Annotated in this window: 18 protein-coding genes; 13 read left to right on the top strand and 5 right to left on the bottom strand. The window is 68.0% G+C overall.

Annotated features, from left to right (window positions below; all coding sequences use genetic code 11):
* Nucleotides 1-223, top strand: a 223-nt coding sequence (locus tag ACT9AS_RS04135; RefSeq protein ID WP_445098838.1) for a hypothetical protein, incomplete at its 5' end; no start/stop codon positions are given.
* Between the two features lie 59 nt (nucleotides 224-282).
* Here ACT9AS_RS04135 and ACT9AS_RS04130 read toward each other — a convergent pair.
* The 3 genes from ACT9AS_RS04130 to ACT9AS_RS04120 all read right to left on the bottom strand — a co-directional run bounded on the left by ACT9AS_RS04130 (nucleotide 283) and on the right by ACT9AS_RS04120 (nucleotide 1,968).
* The gene (locus ACT9AS_RS04130) at nucleotides 283-819 is read right to left on the bottom strand and encodes a DUF1415 family protein (RefSeq protein WP_445098837.1); all 537 of its coding nucleotides are present in this window, start codon (nucleotides 817-819) and stop codon (nucleotides 283-285) included.
* Between the two features lie 44 nt (nucleotides 820-863).
* Entirely contained in the window at nucleotides 864-1,346 is a 483-nt protein-coding gene (locus ACT9AS_RS04125; protein ID WP_445098836.1) for a YajQ family cyclic di-GMP-binding protein, read from the bottom strand.
* Nucleotides 1,347-1,428: 82 nt separating this feature from the next.
* Complete coding sequence (locus ACT9AS_RS04120) at nucleotides 1,429-1,968, bottom strand: OmpA family protein (RefSeq protein ID WP_445098835.1); 540 nt, start codon at nucleotides 1,966-1,968, stop codon at nucleotides 1,429-1,431.
* 289 nt (nucleotides 1,969-2,257) lie between these two features.
* Between ACT9AS_RS04120 and ACT9AS_RS04115 the strand changes: the two genes are divergently transcribed.
* On the top strand, nucleotides 2,258-3,100 hold the full coding sequence (locus tag ACT9AS_RS04115; RefSeq protein WP_445099031.1) for an EamA family transporter: 843 nt from the start codon (nucleotides 2,258-2,260) through the stop codon (nucleotides 3,098-3,100).
* Between the two features lie 9 nt (nucleotides 3,101-3,109).
* Here ACT9AS_RS04115 and ACT9AS_RS04110 read toward each other — a convergent pair whose 3' ends face one another.
* Nucleotides 3,110-3,304, bottom strand: coding sequence for a hypothetical protein (locus ACT9AS_RS04110; RefSeq protein WP_445098834.1), 195 nt, complete (start codon nucleotides 3,302-3,304; stop codon nucleotides 3,110-3,112).
* Nucleotides 3,305-3,439: 135 nt separating this feature from the next.
* A complete protein-coding gene (locus tag ACT9AS_RS04105) occupies nucleotides 3,440-4,120 on the bottom strand; it encodes an OmpW family outer membrane protein (RefSeq protein WP_445098833.1) in 681 nt (226 codons plus the stop codon).
* A 168-nt stretch (nucleotides 4,121-4,288) separates the two neighbouring features.
* Here ACT9AS_RS04105 and ACT9AS_RS04100 point away from each other — a divergent pair, with 168 nt between their 5' ends.
* The 11 genes from ACT9AS_RS04100 (at nucleotide 4,289) to atpB (ending at nucleotide 15,685) form a co-directional block, all read left to right on the top strand.
* Nucleotides 4,289-5,866 carry a 2-oxo acid dehydrogenase subunit E2 gene (locus ACT9AS_RS04100; RefSeq protein WP_445099030.1) on the top strand — a complete coding sequence of 526 codons (1,578 nt, stop codon included), beginning with the start codon at nucleotides 4,289-4,291 and terminating at the stop codon, nucleotides 5,864-5,866.
* Entirely contained in the window at nucleotides 5,866-6,519 is a 654-nt protein-coding gene (locus ACT9AS_RS04095; RefSeq protein ID WP_445098832.1) for a hypothetical protein, read from the top strand. Before ACT9AS_RS04100 ends, ACT9AS_RS04095 begins: the two co-directional genes overlap by 1 nt.
* A gap of 9 nt (nucleotides 6,520-6,528) precedes the next feature.
* Complete coding sequence (locus ACT9AS_RS04090; protein WP_445098831.1) at nucleotides 6,529-7,692, top strand: mechanosensitive ion channel domain-containing protein; 1,164 nt, start codon at nucleotides 6,529-6,531, stop codon at nucleotides 7,690-7,692.
* Nucleotides 7,689-8,168 (top strand): nuclear transport factor 2 family protein, encoded by a 480-nt coding sequence (locus ACT9AS_RS04085; protein ID WP_445098830.1) that lies wholly within the window; start codon nucleotides 7,689-7,691, stop codon nucleotides 8,166-8,168. Before ACT9AS_RS04090 ends, ACT9AS_RS04085 begins: the two co-directional genes overlap by 4 nt.
* A gap of 18 nt (nucleotides 8,169-8,186) precedes the next feature.
* Nucleotides 8,187-10,085, top strand: coding sequence for a dihydrolipoyl dehydrogenase (lpdA, locus tag ACT9AS_RS04080; protein ID WP_445098829.1), 1,899 nt, complete (start codon nucleotides 8,187-8,189; stop codon nucleotides 10,083-10,085).
* Between the two features lie 244 nt (nucleotides 10,086-10,329).
* Nucleotides 10,330-11,010, top strand: coding sequence for a YIP1 family protein (locus tag ACT9AS_RS04075; RefSeq protein ID WP_445098828.1), 681 nt, complete (start codon nucleotides 10,330-10,332; stop codon nucleotides 11,008-11,010).
* An 11-nt stretch (nucleotides 11,011-11,021) separates the two neighbouring features.
* Entirely contained in the window at nucleotides 11,022-12,251 is a 1,230-nt protein-coding gene (locus tag ACT9AS_RS04070) for an efflux RND transporter periplasmic adaptor subunit (RefSeq protein ID WP_445098827.1), read from the top strand.
* Nucleotides 12,248-12,958 (top strand): ATP-binding cassette domain-containing protein, encoded by a 711-nt coding sequence (locus ACT9AS_RS04065; protein WP_445098826.1) that lies wholly within the window; start codon nucleotides 12,248-12,250, stop codon nucleotides 12,956-12,958. The genes ACT9AS_RS04070 and ACT9AS_RS04065 overlap by 4 nt, the downstream gene beginning before the upstream one ends.
* Nucleotides 12,959-14,179, top strand: coding sequence for an ABC transporter permease (locus ACT9AS_RS04060; protein WP_445098825.1), 1,221 nt, complete (start codon nucleotides 12,959-12,961; stop codon nucleotides 14,177-14,179).
* A gap of 302 nt (nucleotides 14,180-14,481) precedes the next feature.
* Nucleotides 14,482-14,850, top strand: coding sequence for a hypothetical protein (locus tag ACT9AS_RS04055; protein WP_445098824.1), 369 nt, complete (start codon nucleotides 14,482-14,484; stop codon nucleotides 14,848-14,850).
* A 10-nt stretch (nucleotides 14,851-14,860) separates the two neighbouring features.
* On the top strand, nucleotides 14,861-15,685 hold the full coding sequence (atpB, locus tag ACT9AS_RS04050; RefSeq protein ID WP_445098823.1) for a F0F1 ATP synthase subunit A: 825 nt from the start codon (nucleotides 14,861-14,863) through the stop codon (nucleotides 15,683-15,685).
* Nucleotides 15,686-15,721: the final 36 nt, after the last annotated feature.

Below are 15,721 nucleotides of genomic sequence, written 5' to 3'. Positions count from 1 at the left end.
CCGCACCGACACCGACACCGACACCGACACCGACACCGACACCGACACCGACACCGACACCGACACCGACACCGACACCGACACCGGAACCGGAACCGACACCGACACCGACACCGACACCGACACTGGAACCGACACCGACACCGACACCGGAACCGACACCGGAACCCGAACCCGAACCCGAACCCGGAACTGGAACTGGAACTGGAAACCTGAAACCTGAAACCTGAAACCTGAAACCTGAAACCTGAAACCGGAAGCTCCACGCGCCCCCCTCGAAAGCTACGGCTCCAGCAACTTCCGATACCCCTCGAAGCCCAACCCGTCCAGCGTGTCGATGTTCCGGTCGACAATCGCATCTGGGTCCGGGAACGCCGCCACCGCGCGCTCCACGCTCGCCTCGCGCAACAGGTGCAGCATCGGATACGGCGACCGGTTGGTGCAGTTGCCGGCGTCGTCGAACGCGGTGCCGGCGAACCGGTAGTCCGGATGGAAACTGGCGACCTGGATCTCGCCCTCCAGCCCCAGCGCATCGACCGCCGCATCGGCCTGGTCGAGGAAGTCGTTGTAGTCGTAGAAGTCCGTCAGCACGCGCGGATGGATCAGCAGCGTCGTATCGACCACCGCCGGATCGGTGTCGTTGAGCCACGCCAGCTCGGCCGCCAACTCCTCCAGCAGCTCGTCGGGCGTGGTTGCCTCACTGAGCACGTAACGGATCTGGTCCTTCGCCTGCACCGCCTTGGCGAACGGGCACAGGTTCAGCCCGATCACCGCGCGCTGCAGCCAGCGGCGGGTCGCGGCGATCGGGTCTTCGTCCATGTCGGTTTCCGGGTCGGGGTCAGTACACGCAGCCCCGGCTGCCTTCAATCACGGAAATTGTCGAACTGCAGCGGCTGCTCGAACTCCGCGCCCTTGAGCAATGCGATCGCCGCCTGCAGGTCGTCGCGCTTCTTGCCGTTGACCCGCAACTTGTCGCCGTTGATCTGACTGTCGACCTTGAGCTTGGCCTCCTTCAGCGTCGACTGGATCTTCTTGGCCAGCTCGCGCTCGATGCCCTGCTTGACCGTGATCTTCTGCCGCGCACCGGCCAGGTTGGTCTCGATGTCGCCGAACTCCAGGCAGCGCACGTCGATGCCGCGCGCGATCAGGCGGCCGCGCAGGATGTCGGTCATCTGCTGCAACTGGAAGTCGCTCGGCGCCGACTGGCTGATGACCTGCTCCTCCAGCGCGAACTTCGCGTCCACGCCCTTGAAGTCGAAACGGGTGGTGAGCTCGCGGCTGGCCTGGTCGACCGCGTTGGTCAGCTCGTGGGTGTCGACTTCGGAGACGACGTCGAAGGAAGGCATGGCGGGCTCCGCGTGGGGTCAAACCGGAAGGGTAACGCAGCCGCGCAACGATCGCGGTGCGTGGCCCGGCCCGCCGGGCGGATCAGTCCAGCCGGACCAGCTCGACCCGCTGGCTGCGCGTGCGACCGTCCGCGCTGTCGTTGCCGGCGACCGGGTGGTCCGCGCCGAAACCGCGTGCCTGCAGCCGGTCGGCATCGATGCCCTTGACGATCAACGCGGCCCGGACGGTCTCGGCGCGCTGGCGGGACAGCGTGCGGCCGCGGCTGGCGTCGCCGCCGGCATCGGCGCGGATTTCGATCGACAACCGCAAGCCGGGGTTGCCGCGCAGCAGGCGGGCGACCTGCTCGACCCGCGGATCGGCGTCGGGCCGCAGCATCGCCTTGTCGCCATCGAAATCGAGCTGCAGCACGGCCTTGCCATTGGCGTCGATCGACTGCTGCATCTGCTCGGCGCTGACCGGTGGCGGCGCGGCTCCGGCGGTTTCGGTGGCGCTGCGGATCGCGTCGTCGGGGCCGAGCGTGGCTACCGGCCGGCCGCCGGACGTCCCGTTGGCGACCGCGGGGTCGGCGGACAGCACCGGCCGCTCGCAACCGGCCAGGGCAAGCACCAGTGCGCAAGCCATGCAGGCTCGCCGGCTCCGCCGCGGCTGCCGCGCGGAGGTGCCTGCACTGCGGGTCTGGGTCGATGGCTGCACGCGAGGCTCCCCTGCCGCACGGTCGGGTCCGGTTGAATGGGATAACGCGGAATCGCGGGCCACGGTGCCACCCCGCGAATCGGGGCGTCGCACCGGTATGCTCGGCGATCCCCACAGGTCACCGGGCCGTCCGATGAGTCTCCCTCCCGCGCTGCCCGAAGTCGTTGCACCACCATCGGCCGGGCACGAGCCGTCGTCGCGCCGGGCCGCGGTGATCATGCTGTTGGCGGTCGCGGTGTTCTCCTTGATGGACGCCGGGCTGAAGGAGCTGGCCGGGCGCTATCCGCCGCTGCAGGTGGCGACGTTGCGCGGGGCGTCGTCGCTGCCGTTCGTGCTGGCCTGGGTCGCGGCCACCAGTGGACTGCGGCCGCTGTTGCGGGTGCGCTGGCCGCTGCATTTGCTGCGCGGGGCGATCGGGATCGGGATGATGGCGGCGTTCGCCTACGCCTTGCGGACGCTGCCGCTGACCACCGCGTACTCGATCTTCTTCATCGCGCCGCTGCTGATCACCGCGCTGTCGGTGCCGCTGCTGGGGGAGAAGGTCGGGCCGCGGCGCTGGGCCGCGATCGCGATCGGCCTGCTCGGTGTACTGGTGCTGCTGCGGCCCACCGGCGATGGCCTGTTGAGCTGGGCCGCGCTGGCGGTGGTGGTCGCCGCACTGGGCTATGCGGTCAGCGCGATCACGGTGCGGGTCCTCGGACGGACCGACTCGACCGCCTCGATGATGGTCTGGTTGCTGGTGTTCATGGCCATCGGCGGTGGCGTGCTGGCGGCGCCGGGCTGGGTGTCGATCCGGCCGGTCGACCTCTGGGTGATCGCCGGCGTCGGCCTGGCCGGCGCGCTGGGCCAATACGCGATCACCGAGGCGTTCCGGATCGGCGAGGCCTCCCGCATCGCGCCGCTGGAATACACCGCGCTGGTCTGGGGCGTGCTGCTGGACGTGGCGCTGTGGGGCGTGCTGCCCGATGCGGTCACCTGGCTGGGCGCCGCGATCATCGTTGCCAGTGGCCTGTACCTGCTCCGGCGCGAACGCATCCGCGCCGAAGACGGGGCCGCCTGACGCGGGGCTTCAGTCGGCGAGGCTGCCCTGCAGCGCGGCGGCGATCGCGGCATCGCCGTTGACGACGTCCTTCCAGCGCAACTGCGGGCCCTTGCGATGACCCTTCTCGACCAGCTTGAGGCCATCCGGATCGATGGTCAGGGTGTAGGCGCGGTCGTCGATGTTGATCTCGCGGCGGATCGGCTTGTCGAGCTTGGTGGTCATGACGGGCTCCCGGCGAAAGTGGGCTCTACCGTAACGGCCGCGTGACAAGGCGCCGTGAACGCCATCGCGGCCGGCTGAACAGGGCAGCGGCGGGCCCGAGGACCCGCCGCTGGAGGATGCCGCACGGGTTGAGCGCTAGAAACGCGCGCCCAGGCCGATGCCCAGCATCACCGGGTTCAGCTCGGCCTCGCCGGCGTTGGCGCCGTCGAGCATCACGTCCGACTTGCCCTGCAGGTAGCGCATGTCGGCGCGGGCGAACCAGCTCGGGCTCAGCTTGACGTCGACGCCGGCGCTGGCGATCGCGCCTTCCGGCGATTCCACCGCCAGTCGCTGGCCGGCGAGCGCGCCACTTTCAATCGTGCTCTCGCCGTCGAAGTTGGTCTGGTAATAGCCCAGGCCGACGTACGGGCGCACGGTCTGGCCGGCGTTGCCGAAGTGGTACTGGCCGCTGACCGCGTACGGCTGGGCCTCCACGCTGCCGGCCTTCTGGCCGTCGATGTTGACCCGGTGGCCGAACTTGTCGACTGCGCCCCAGGCCTCGACCGCGATGTTGTCGGTCACGTAGTAGCTGGCGCTGAGGGTCGCGGCGCCGTCGCCATCGAGCTGCGCGCGGCTGTCGCCGATCTGCGGGTTGCGGGTCGGCTCGCTGAGCGAATAACCGCCGACGACCGCGAAGCGCTTGGCTCCATCGCTGGTGGCGGTGTCCGCTTCGGCGGCGGTGGTCTGGGTGGTGTAGGGGTCCGGGGCGTCCTGTGCGAACGCGGCGGCGGGGGCGATGGCCAACAGGGCCAGGGTCAAGTGACGGATGCGGATCATGGAGATGTCTCCTCGTTCCAATTCTGGTGGGGGAGCCGGCCGGTGGACTGGCAGGCGGAGACACCGTATCGGCCCGCGAATGAACATCGCTTGCCGGCCGGATCGGAAACAACGGAACTTTCATCCGCGACCGTGATAACCCGCGGCGCGCGGTCGCGAAACCGCCGCCTGAACCTGTGCTGGATTACCTCGCGGAAGTGGCCGGAACGCGGTCCCCGCCGGCGCGCCGCAGCGCGTCAAAGTTGGCGCCACGCCTTCGCAGCAGCCACAATAAGGCTTTCGCGCATGGCGGAGCCGAGCATGGCTGAATTGAAGGAAGCACGCGTCCCCGATATCGGTGATTACGACGGCGTGCCGGTGATCGAGGTGCTGGTAGCGGTGGGCGACACGGTCAAGGCGGACCAGGGCCTGGTCACGCTCGAGTCGGAGAAGGCGACGATGGAAGTGCCGGCGCCGTTCGACGGCGTGGTGCGCGAGATCAAGGTCAAGGTCGGCGACGAGATCGCCGAAGGCGCGGTGGTCGCGATGATCGAGCCGGCCGGTGGCGAGGCCAGCGAAGAGGCGGCGCAGAAACCGGCCGACGCGAAGGCGGAAGCGGCCGGCTCGAAGCAGGCCGAACCGGAACCTGCCGAGCCCGAGCAGGCCAAGGATCGCGTGGCATCGTCCGAAACCGGCGCGAAGGTCCCGCCGGCCGCGGTCGGCGAATCCGACAACCTCGCCAAGCGCGAGGCCGCATCGGCCGACAGCGGCGGTTCCGACGCGCTGCCGCACTCGCCGCCGGTGGTGTTCGACGCCGACGAGCTGCTGCCGGGCAAGGTGCCGTACGCGAGCCCCGCGGTGCGCCTGTTCGCGCGCGAACTCGGGGTCGACCTGATGCGCGTCGAAGGCAGCCAGCGCGGCGGCCGGATCGGCAAGGAAGACGTGCAGAAATTCGTCAAGGCCGCGATGTCCGGTGCGGCCGGCGGCGCGGCGAAGGCCGGCGGTGGCGGCGGGCTCGACCTGTTGCCGTGGCCGAAGATCGACTTCAGCAAGTTCGGCCCGATCGAGACCCGCGCGCTGTCGCGGATCCAGAAGCTCTCCGGCGCCAACCTGGCGCGCAACTGGGCGATGATCCCGCACGTCACCCAGTTCGACGATGCCGACATCACCGGGCTGGAAGCGCTGCGCGTCCAGCTCAACAAGGAAAACGAGAAGGCCATCGCCAAGGGCGGCGCGACCAAGCTGACCATGCTCGCGTTCCTGATGAAGGCCAGCGTCAGCGCGCTGAAGAAGTTCCCCGACTTCAACGCCTCGCTCGACGCGACCGGCGAGAACCTCGTGCTCAAGCAGTACTTCCACATCGGTTTTGCCGCCGATACGCCCAACGGGCTGGTGGTGCCGGTGGTGCGCGACTGCGACAAAAAGGGCGTGATGGAAATCGCCGCCGAGACCGGCGAGCTCGCCGCCAAGGCGCGCGAGGGCAAGCTCGGCCCGGCGCAGATGAGCGGCGGCTGCTTCACCATCAGCTCGCTGGGCGGCATCGGCGGCACCGCGTTCACCCCGATCGTCAACGCGCCGGAGGTTGCGATCCTCGGCGTCTCGCGTTCGGACACGAAGCCGGTCTGGAACGGCAAGGAGTTCGCCCCGCGCCTGGTCCTGCCGCTGTCGCTGAGCTACGACCACCGCGTGATCGACGGCGCCGCCGCCGCGCGCTTCACCTCCTATCTCGGCCAGGTCCTCGCCGACATGCGGCGGGTCCTGCTGTGATGTCGCCGCGCGCGTGGTTGCTGCCGCTCGCGCTGCTGGCGATGCCGCTGGCGCAGGCTGCCGAATGCGAGCTGCAACTCGGCCATGGCTGGCCGCCGGCCACCGGCAACCACGGCGATGCGGTGGAAGGCCTGCTGGTCGCGGACGCGGCGCCGGCCCTGCACCTGACCTGGCTGCCCAAGCGCGGTGCCGAAAGTGCGTTGATGCTGCTGCAACCCGCCGATGGCGGTGACTGGACCCTGCGCTATGCGCGTCCGCCCGAGCGCGTGGACCAGTGGGACAGCCGCGGTGGCGCCATGCAGCGCGTGCTGCTGGTCGACCAGCAGCCCGAGATCCTCGAGGTGCCGATGCCGGCCGCGTTGGCCATCCGCCTGGTCGATGGCTGGCAACGCACGCTCCAGGCCGGCGTGCCGGCCGACCGCGCGGCCGCGTTCCATGACGATGAGATCCTGTCGTTCGTGATCGCGGGCGAGCGCTTCAGCGGACTGGAGCCGGGCTGCGGCCCGGGCGAACTGCTGGTCGAGCAGGCCGAGGACCTGGTCAAGACCGCCGACGAGGACGATGCCGAAGACCGCGCCGAGCGCTGGGAAGATTTGCAGCGCGACCTCGACGAGCTGGACGAGGCGCTCGCCGAAGCGCCTGGCGGGGGCTGAGCCGCGTCCATGCGCGCCACCCCGTCCACGGAACAGGTCGAGAATGCTGGCGTACGCGTCGCCGAATCGGTCGATGCCGCCACCCGCCAGGGCTTGCAGGGCCTGCAACCGGTGCTGGAGTACCGGCTGCTCAACTTCGCGAGTTTCCAGCTGACCGTCGGTGGCGTGGTCGCCGCGGTCCTCGCGGTGCTGATCGCGCTGCTGATCTCCATGCTGCTTCGCCGCGCGCTGGTCCGTTACGGGAAGCGCCGGCAGAACGTCAACCATGCCGCGATCTACGCGGTGTCGCGGGTCGCCCATTACCTGTTGCTGCTGGTCGGCGTGATGGTCGCGCTGCGCGTGGCCGGCGTGCCGATCGGCGAGTTCGCGGTGTTCGCCGGCGCGCTCGGCATCGGTCTGGGCTTCGGCCTGCGGGAGATCTTCGCGAACTTCATCGGCGGCCTGGTGCTGCTGTTCGACCAGTCGTTGAAGGTCGGCGATTTCATCGAGATCGACGCCGACGTGCGCGGCACGGTGCGCGACATCAACATCCGCGCCACCCGCATCACCACCAACGACAACATCGACATCATGGTGCCGAACGCCCAGTTCATGACCGGGCGGGTGGTCAACTGGACCCATCGCGACGTGCTGCGCCGCATGCGCGTGCCGTTCAAGGTCGCCTACGGGGTCGACAAGGAGCGGGTCAAGAAGGCCGCGCTGGAAGCCGCGGCGAAGGTGCCTTTCACGCTGTCGATGGAAGGCCGCCACCGGCCGCAGGTGTGGCTGTCCGACTTCGGTGACGGTGCGGTCGAGTACCTGCTGGCGGTGTGGCTGACGGAGGAGGCGACCAAGCGCAACGCCGCGATCAAGGCCGCCTACCTGTGGGAACTGGATACCGCGTTCAAGCACCACGGCATCGAGATCCCGTTGCCACAGCGCGACCTGCATCTGCGCAGCGTGTTCGGGCTGCGCGGTGACGACGCGATCGCACTCCTGCGCGGCGTGGCACCGCCGGCGACGCCTGCTACCGATGCCGTGCCGGAACTGAGCGAGCGCGAACGTGCCGACCTGGCGGGCAACGACGCCCGCGAAGAGGTCGAGCGGCCTGTCCGTGATGCGACATCGGACGAATCGTCTCCTGCCGGGCAGCCGCCCGCGGGGGCGGCACCAGCCTCCGGGAAACAGCCATGAAGCGCATGATCATCGCGATGCTCCTGCTGCTGTCCTGCGCAATGTCCGCGGCCGCCGTCGCCGGGCCCGGCTCACCGGGCCAGCCCCGGCCAACCCTGAGGCAGACACTGGACCGGCACCTGGCGGCGATAAACGCGCGCGACCTCGATGCGCTGATGGCGACCGTGACCGCGCACCCGGAGCTCACCACGATCCTGCCAAATGGCGCCGTGCTGGAAACGCGCGAGCAGTACCGGCAGTTGCACGTGGAATGGTTCGCCGGAACCGACTGGCGCATGGTTTTCGAGGTGCAGGATGTCGCCGACTTCGGCGACATGGGCATTGCGCGGGTCAGGTACGACTCGCAGAAAAAGGACGCCGCCGGCGACTACCACAGCAACCGGATCGCGCTGCTCACACTGGTCTTTGCGAAGGAAGATTCGCGGTGGCGCCTGGTCTACGACCAGAACACCGTGGTTCCCGCGGCGACCCACTGACTTTGTAGAGAGGACATCATGGCCAAATCCATCGAGATCAAGGTTCCGGACATCGGCGATTTCGACGCCGTGCCGGTGATCGAACTGCTTGTCGCGGTCGGCGACACCGTCAAGCTGGACCAGGGCCTGCTGACGCTGGAGTCGGACAAGGCGACGATGGAAGTGCCGTCGAGCGCCGCCGGCGTGATCAAGGAGTTGCGGGTCAAGGTTGGCGACGAGGTGGCCGAAGGCGCGGTGATCGCGGTGCTGGAAGCCGAGGGCGATGCCGGCGGCACCGACGGATCGGGCGCATCGTCGAAGGACGAGAAACCGGCTGCGACCAAGAATGCCACCGAGTCGAAGTCACCTCTCCCGCCTGCGGGAGAGGTCGACGCGCGCAGCGCGGCGGGTGAGGGCGCGCCGAAGGCGCCGCCGGCTCCCTCACCCCAGCCCTCTCCCGCAAGCGGGAGAGGGAGCAGCAGCCCCAACGCGCCCAAGCCCGCCGCCGCCTCCGGCCGCAAGGCCGATGTCGAATGCGCGATGCTGGTACTCGGCGCCGGTCCCGGCGGCTACACCGCCGCGTTCCGCGCGGCCGACCTCGGCCTCGACACCGTGCTGGTCGAGCGCTACGAGCGCCTCGGCGGCGTCTGCCTCAACGTCGGCTGCATTCCATCGAAGGCGCTGCTGCATGCCGCCGCGGTGGTCGGCGAAGCCGCCCACGCCAGCGATTTCGGCATCGATTTCGGCAAACCCGAAGTCGACCTGGACAAGCTGCGCAGCTACAAGGACAAGGTCGTCGGCCAACTGACCAAGGGCCTGGCTGGCATGGCCAAGCAGCGCAAGGTCAGGGTGGTCAACGGCACCGGTACGTTCATCTCGGCCAACGAGCTGGAGGTCGCCACCGAAGGCGGCAAGAGCCAACTGATCCGCTTCGAACAATGCATCATCGCCGCCGGCTCGCAGGCGGTGAAACTGCCGTTCTTCCCGTGGGACGACGAGCGGGTGATGGACTCCACCGACGCGCTCGAGCTGGCCGAGGTGCCGAAGAAGCTGCTCGTCGTCGGCGGCGGCATCATCGGCCTGGAGATGGCGACGGTGTTCCGCGCGCTGGGCAGCGAGGTGACCGTGGTCGAGTTCATGGACCAGCTGATGCCGGGCGCCGACAAGGACCTGGTCAAGCCGCTGGCCGACCGCCTGAAAAAGCAGGGCGTCGCGGTGCATCTCAAGACCAAGGTGGTCGAGGCCAAGGCGCAGAAGGGCGGCATCGCCTGCAAGTTCGAAGGCGCCAGCGAGCTGGAAGCGAAGACATACGACCGCGTCCTGGTCGCGGTTGGCCGCGCACCCAACGGCGCGAAGATCGGCGCGGACAAGACCGGCGTCGAAGTCACCGACCGCGGCTTCATCCCGGTCGACCGGCAGATGCGCACGACCGTGCCGCACATCTTCGCGATCGGCGACCTGGTCGGTAACCCGATGCTCGCCCACAAGGCCACCCACGAAGGCAAGCTCGCGGCCGAAGTCGCGGCCGGCGAGAAGAAGGAGTGGGTCGCGCGGGTGATCCCGTCGGTGGCCTACACCGATCCCGAAATCGCCTGGGTCGGCGTCACCGAGGCCGAGGCGAAGGACAAGGGCCTCAAGGTCGGCGTCGGCAAGTTCCCGTGGGCCGCCTCCGGCCGCGCGATCGGCATCGGCCGCACCGAAGGCTTCACCAAGTTGCTGTTCGACGAGGCCACCCACCGCATCATCGGCGGCGGCATCGTCGGCGTGCATGCCGGCGACCTGATCTCGGAAGTTGCGCTGGCGATCGAGATGGGCTGCGAGGTCGGCGACATCGGCCACACCATCCATCCGCATCCGACCCTGAGCGAGTCGGTGGCGATGGCGGCCGAGGTCTACGACGGCACGATCACCGATCTGTATATCCCGAAGAAGAAATAGGGAGCGGGACCGGCGGGCGGCATGAAACCCGCCGTTTCGAAATCCTGAAACTCCGGTTGCTCCGTATCGGGCGTGCATGCCTATCGACAGGGGTACGGTGCCGGGTCGGCGTATAGACTGGGTCCGGGGTTCCAACGCACATCGCCAGTGCCGCGCGCACCAGACGGTGCGATCGCGCGGCTGGAGGTGGCTGGAAGCGGTTGGAACCCCGGGGACCGCCAACGCCACCGACATGGAGTTACCAATGAGCCATCTGGTCGATATTTTCCTGCAGCCGGGCAAGGTCTTTGTCGACCTGAAAGAGAAGCCGACGTTCTGGCTGCCGTTGCTGCTGGTATCGCTGGCATCGGGCGTAATGGTGCTGCTGTACTACAGCACGGTCGATCCGGAATGGTTCGCCAACCACATGCTGCTGGCCAGCGGCAAGGACCTGACCGCCGCCGAAATGGAGCAGGTGCGCGCGTCGATGCCGGGTGCACGCGCAATGGGGTATATCGGTGCGCCGTCCGCGGTAATCGTCACGGTGGTGGTGTCACTGCTGTATGCGCTGTACTTCATGCTCGCCGGCAAGATCGCCGGAGCTGCAACGTCCTTCCGCCACGGTCTGAGCCTGGTTTCCTGGTCCAGCATGCCGGTGTTGCTCGGCGTGGTTGTCGCGATTATCGGCATCGCGATGATGGAGCCGCAGACGGGGCTCGAATCGCTGATGCTGACCAACGTCGACCCGCTGCTGGTGCAACTGCCGGCCGACCATCCGTGGAGCAGCCTGGCCAAGGGTTTCAGCCTGCTGAATATCTGGAGCTGGTTCCTGCTTGCGCTGGGCTGGCGCACCTGGACCCGTAGCGGCTGGCTGCAGGCGGTGATCGTCGCGGTGCTGCCGAGCGCGGTGATCTACGGCGTCATGGCGATGTTCGCGCTGCTCTAGGAGTCGGCCGCATGAAGTTCAACAGGAAGTGGCTGGCCGGCGGCCTGATACTCGCCGTGCTGGTGGTGCCGTTCGTGGTCAAGCAGGCCAAGGGCGATGCCGGTGTCGAGGTCGACATCGCCGAGGCCGTCGCCCGCGACATCCGCCCCACGATCCTCGCCTCGGGCGTGCTGGCCTACCGCGACGAGGTCAAGCTGACCGCGGAGCTGGTGGCCCAGGTCAGCATGATCGCGGTCGAGGAGGGCAGCATGGTCGAAGCCGGCGAGTTGCTGCTGAAGCTCGATCCGGAAACGTATCTGAATGCGATCGAGCGCGAGCAGGCCACGCGCCGGCAAAGCGTGATCAGCATCGAGCGGCAGCGGGTCGCGCTGGCGTTGCGGAAGAAGCAGTTCGAACGCAGCGAACAGCTGGTGAAACTGGAACTGATCGACCAGGATTCGTTCGACCAGGTCCGCAACCAGCTCCGGATCGCGCAGGTGGAACTCAAGAGCAGCGAGGAAGAGCTGCTTCGCGCCGATGCGGTGCTCAGCGAGGCGCGCGAGCAGCTGGAGAAGACCGAGGTGCGCTCACCGATCGCGGGCCAGGTGGTGTCGCTGCCGATCAAGGTCGGCGAGACGGCGATCCCGTCCACCTCGTCGCTGGCGGGCGCCCAGTTGATGACCATTGCCGATACCACCGCAATCCAGGCCGAACTGCAGGTCGACGAGGCCGACATCGCCAAGGTCGCCGCTGGCCAGCAGGTCGACATCTATGCCGCGGCCTATCCGGAGACCGCGCTGGAAGGCGTGGTCGAGATGATCGCGCTGGCGCCGACCATCGAGGGCCAGGGACGGGCCTACAAGGTCACGGTCGACATCGAGGTGCCGGACGGGATCGAACTGCGCTCGGGCATGAGCGCGCGTGCCGACATCTTCCTCAGCGATGGGACGAAGAAGCTCGCGGTGCCGGTCGAGGCGATCGTCAGCGATACCGGCGAGGACAAGAAGGTCACGCGCCACGTCTGGCTGCAGCGCGACGGCAAGGCGAAGAAGGTGGAAGTCGAAACCGGCGCGTCCGATGACCGCTGGGAGGAAGTGACCAAGGGCCTGGAAGCGGGTGACCAGGTGATCGTCGGGCCGGCCAGGACATTGCGCACCCTGCAGGACGGCGATGCCGTGACGCGAGCCGAGGACAGCGACCGGGAAGACACCGCGAGCGATAACGACGACGAGGACGGCGACGGCGAGAGCGCGTCGCAATGATCGAACTGTCCAACATCGGCAAGCGTTACGTGATGGGCGAGGACGCGTTCATGGCGCTGCAGAACGTCGACCTGCACATCGCGCGCAACGAGTACGTCGCCCTCATCGGGCCGTCGGGTTCTGGCAAGTCGACGCTGATGAACCTGCTGGGTTGCCTGGACACGCCCAGCGAGGGCCGCTACGTCCTCAACGGCCGCGACACCTCGCAGATGGATGACAACGAGCTCGCGCGCGTGCGCAACCAGGAAATCGGCTTCATCTTCCAGAGCTTCCACCTGCTGCCGCGCATGACGGTGCTGCAAAACGTGATGCAGCCGCTGGTGTATCGCGGCCTGCCGACCGCCGAGCGCCACCGGCTTGCCGCCGAGGCGCTGGAAAAGGTCGGCCTGGCGCATCGGCTCGGCCATCGCCCGAACCAGCTGTCGGGCGGGCAGCGCCAGCGCGTGGCGGTGGCACGGGCGCTGGTCGGCACGCCATCGATCCTGCTCGCCGACGAACCCACCGGCAATCTGGATTCAAAGACCTCCGCCGAGATCATGGCGCTGTTCGATGAACTGCACCGCCAGGGCCAGACCGTGGTCCTGGTCACCCACGAGGCCGACATCGCCGCGCACTGCGAGCGCACGATCCGGGTCAGCGACGGACGCATCGTCGAAGACTCGAAGCATCCGGAGATCGCAGCCTCCGTCCAACGCCAGGCGCACTAGATGTACGCACTCGTCGAAGCCTTCCGCGCCGCGTTGACCAGCCTGCTGTCGCATCGGATGCGCAGCTTCCTGACCACGCTGGGGATACTGATCGGCACCGCGTCGGTGATTGCGGTGGTGTCGCTGGTGCAGGGCTTCTCCGCCTCGATCAAGGACCAGTTCGCCGACCTCGGCGGCAGCACGATGACGTTGCAGGCCGAGAACACCACCGAGAACTTCCAGACCGGCAAGCTCAACAAGATCACCTTCGAGGACCTCGACGTGCTGCGCTACCGCGTGGCGGGCATCGACCAGGTCGCGCCGATCATGGCGGTCCAGGCCGCCGGAGCCAGCTACAAGGGGCGCACCGCGACACCGCAGATCCAGGCCACGACCGCCGACTACCAGCTGGTGCGCGCCAGCTACCCGCAGTACGGGCGCTTCATCGTCGCCAGCGACGACCGGGGGCGCCGCAGGGTGGCGGTGATCGGCACCGAGCTGCGCGACGACCTGCGGATGCCGGACAACCCGGTCGGCGAGTATTTCCAGATCGGCACCGAATGGTTCAAGGTCGTCGGCATGATGGAAAAGCAGGGCGAGATCCTCGGCTTCAGCCAGGACAACTACGCGCTGATCCCGTTCGGCGTCGGCCGCGCGCTGATGGGCAACAGCAAGGATCCGATCCTGGTGGCATCGTTCACCGCCACCAACCTTGCCGAGGTGGAAGCGGTGCGCGAGCGGGTCAAGCGTGCGATCCGGGTTTCACGGGATATCAAGCCCGGCGAGGACGACGACTTCAGCGTCCAGGCCGCCGATGCGTTCGTCGAGCAGTTCGACAAGATCGCTGGGATGGCGACGGCGGTGCTCGGCGGCATCGTCGGCATTTCGCTGCTGGTCGGCGGCATCGGCATCATGAACATCATGCTGGTGTCGGTGACCGAGCGCACCCGCGAGATCGGCATCCTGAAGGCGCTGGGCGCGACCCGGCGCGACATCCTGGTGCAGTTCCTGCTGGAGGCCGGGCTGCTGGCGTTGCTCGGCGGGCTGATCGGCATCGTGCTCGGATTCGCCGCGGGCACAGGCATCGCCGCATTGATCCCCGGATTCCCGCCGGCGCAGGTGCCGGCATGGGTGGTGGTCGCCGCGGCCGGCTTCTCGGCGCTGGTCGGCGTGGTCTTCGGCATCATGCCGGCGTCGAAGGCGGCCGGGCTGGACCCGATCGAGGCGCTGCGCTACGAGTGACGGCTCCGCGTCTGCTCCGGGCGGTCGGCGGCAAAGAGAAGCCCCGGCTGATCAGGCCGGGGCTCCGCGTGCCCGCCGCTGCCTGTTTGCCTTGACGAGGAGAGAGAGGCGGCGGGCGTGCCGAATGCTCAGACCGGCGCCCCAGGCCGAAGGTTCCCGGGCGTGCGGCCCTGTTCATCTGAAGCGGACACGGCATCTACCGGTAATGGCCTCTGGCGGTTGCCGGCGGCGGCCTTCGACTCTATAATTCCGCGGCTCCATCGGGCGCTTGTCGCCCAACCCTCCGGACCGACGAACCCCGCGTGCACGATCCCATGTCCGCAGGCCGCCGGCTGGCGTTGCGCGCGACTGTCTTCCAGGCGGGTGCGACGGCGCTGGTCGCACTGGCCCTCCTTCCCCACGGCATGCCTTCGGCGCTTGGGGCTCTGGTGGGGGGCGGTGCGCTGGTCACCGGAGGCGCCGCGGCGGCCTTCATGGCCCTCGGCGGTGGAGTCCAGCCCGCGGGCGCGGCAATCGCGCGCCTGCTGGCCGGAGTGGTGGTGAAGTGGGTGGTGGTGCTTGTGGTGTTCGTACTCGGGATGGCCGGGTTCGGGTTGCCGCCACTGCCGATGCTGGCCGGCTTGCTGGCTGCGACGCTGGCCTTCGTGCTGGCCCAGATTCTGAAACGATAAGGTGTCTTTCGTGAGTGAGCAGACCGGTCCGGGCGGCCTGAACGAATACATCCAGCACCACCTGACGCATAACACTGTCGAGGTGTTCGGCGGGCAGTTCAACCTCGACTCGTGGTTGGTCGGCCTGGTGCTGGGGCTCGTGTTCATCCTGTGGTTCGGCCTCGCCGCGCGTCGCGCGACGCCGGGCGTGCCGAGCAAGGGCCAGGCCTTCGTCGAGATCATCGTCGAGTTCGTCGACGGCCAGGTCAAGGACACCTTCCACGGCGACCGCCGCTCGGTCACGCCGCTGGCGCTGACGATCTTCGTCTGGATCGTGTTCATGAACACGATGGACCTGATCCCGCTCGACATGGTCGGCTGGGGCGTGCACACCGTCGCCGGTGAAGAGGCCGCGCACCACACCTACTGGCGCCTGGTCCCGACCGCCGACCTCAACACCACCTTCGGCATCTCCGCCTCGGTGTTCCTGATCCTGATCGGCCACGCCTGGTCGGCCAAGGGCGGCTTCGGCTTCGGCAAGGAGCTGCTGACCTCGCCGTTCCACGCGCACGGCTTCATGGCCGTCGTGCTCGCCCCGTTCAACCTGCTGATGAACGTCATCGAGTGGCTGGTCAAGCCGGTGTCACTGGCGATGCGACTGTTCGGCAACATGTACGGCGGCGAACTGGTGTTCATGCTGATCGCCGGCCTGTTCGCCAGCTGGATCACCTTCGTGCCGGGCATCATCGCCAACGCGGCCTGGGCGGTCTTCCACATCCTGATCATCCTGCTGCAGGCCTTCATCTTCATGATCCTCACGGTCGTCTACATCGCCGGCGCCCGCGAGAGCCACTGAGTCCTGCCGCAACACCGGTTTCCAGTTCCAACCTTC

The organism is Lysobacter sp. F60174L2 (assembly GCF_052547135.1).
Note: the sequence above shows the minus strand (reverse complement) of the source record. Positions and strands in the feature narration are given on the sequence as shown.

Bases quoted from the DNA above. Each gene is read 5' to 3' on its own strand.
- ACT9AS_RS04105 (WP_445098833.1), bottom strand. From the start codon at position 4,120: ATGATCCGCATCCGTCACTTGACCCTGGCCCTGTTGGCCATCGCCCCC.
- ACT9AS_RS04070 (WP_445098827.1), top strand. From the start codon at position 11,022: ATGAAGTTCAACAGGAAGTGGCTGGCCGGCGGCCTGATACTCGCCGTG.
- ACT9AS_RS04085 (WP_445098830.1), top strand. From the start codon at position 7,689: ATGAAGCGCATGATCATCGCGATGCTCCTGCTGCTGTCCTGCGCAATG.
- ACT9AS_RS04110 (WP_445098834.1), bottom strand. From the start codon at position 3,304: ATGACCACCAAGCTCGACAAGCCGATCCGCCGCGAGATCAACATCGAC.
- ACT9AS_RS04115 (WP_445099031.1), top strand. From the start codon at position 2,258: ATGCTGTTGGCGGTCGCGGTGTTCTCCTTGATGGACGCCGGGCTGAAG.
- ACT9AS_RS04120 (WP_445098835.1), bottom strand. From the start codon at position 1,968: ATGGCTTGCGCACTGGTGCTTGCCCTGGCCGGTTGCGAGCGGCCGGTG.
- ACT9AS_RS04075 (WP_445098828.1), top strand. From the start codon at position 10,330: ATGAGCCATCTGGTCGATATTTTCCTGCAGCCGGGCAAGGTCTTTGTC.
- ACT9AS_RS04130 (WP_445098837.1), bottom strand. From the start codon at position 819: ATGGACGAAGACCCGATCGCCGCGACCCGCCGCTGGCTGCAGCGCGCG.
- lpdA (WP_445098829.1), top strand. From the start codon at position 8,187: ATGGCCAAATCCATCGAGATCAAGGTTCCGGACATCGGCGATTTCGAC.
- ACT9AS_RS04065 (WP_445098826.1), top strand. From the start codon at position 12,248: ATGATCGAACTGTCCAACATCGGCAAGCGTTACGTGATGGGCGAGGAC.
- ACT9AS_RS04090 (WP_445098831.1), top strand. From the start codon at position 6,529: ATGCGCGCCACCCCGTCCACGGAACAGGTCGAGAATGCTGGCGTACGC.
- ACT9AS_RS04095 (WP_445098832.1), top strand. From the start codon at position 5,866: ATGTCGCCGCGCGCGTGGTTGCTGCCGCTCGCGCTGCTGGCGATGCCG.
- ACT9AS_RS04125 (WP_445098836.1), bottom strand. From the start codon at position 1,346: ATGCCTTCCTTCGACGTCGTCTCCGAAGTCGACACCCACGAGCTGACC.
- ACT9AS_RS04060 (WP_445098825.1), top strand. From the start codon at position 12,959: ATGTACGCACTCGTCGAAGCCTTCCGCGCCGCGTTGACCAGCCTGCTG.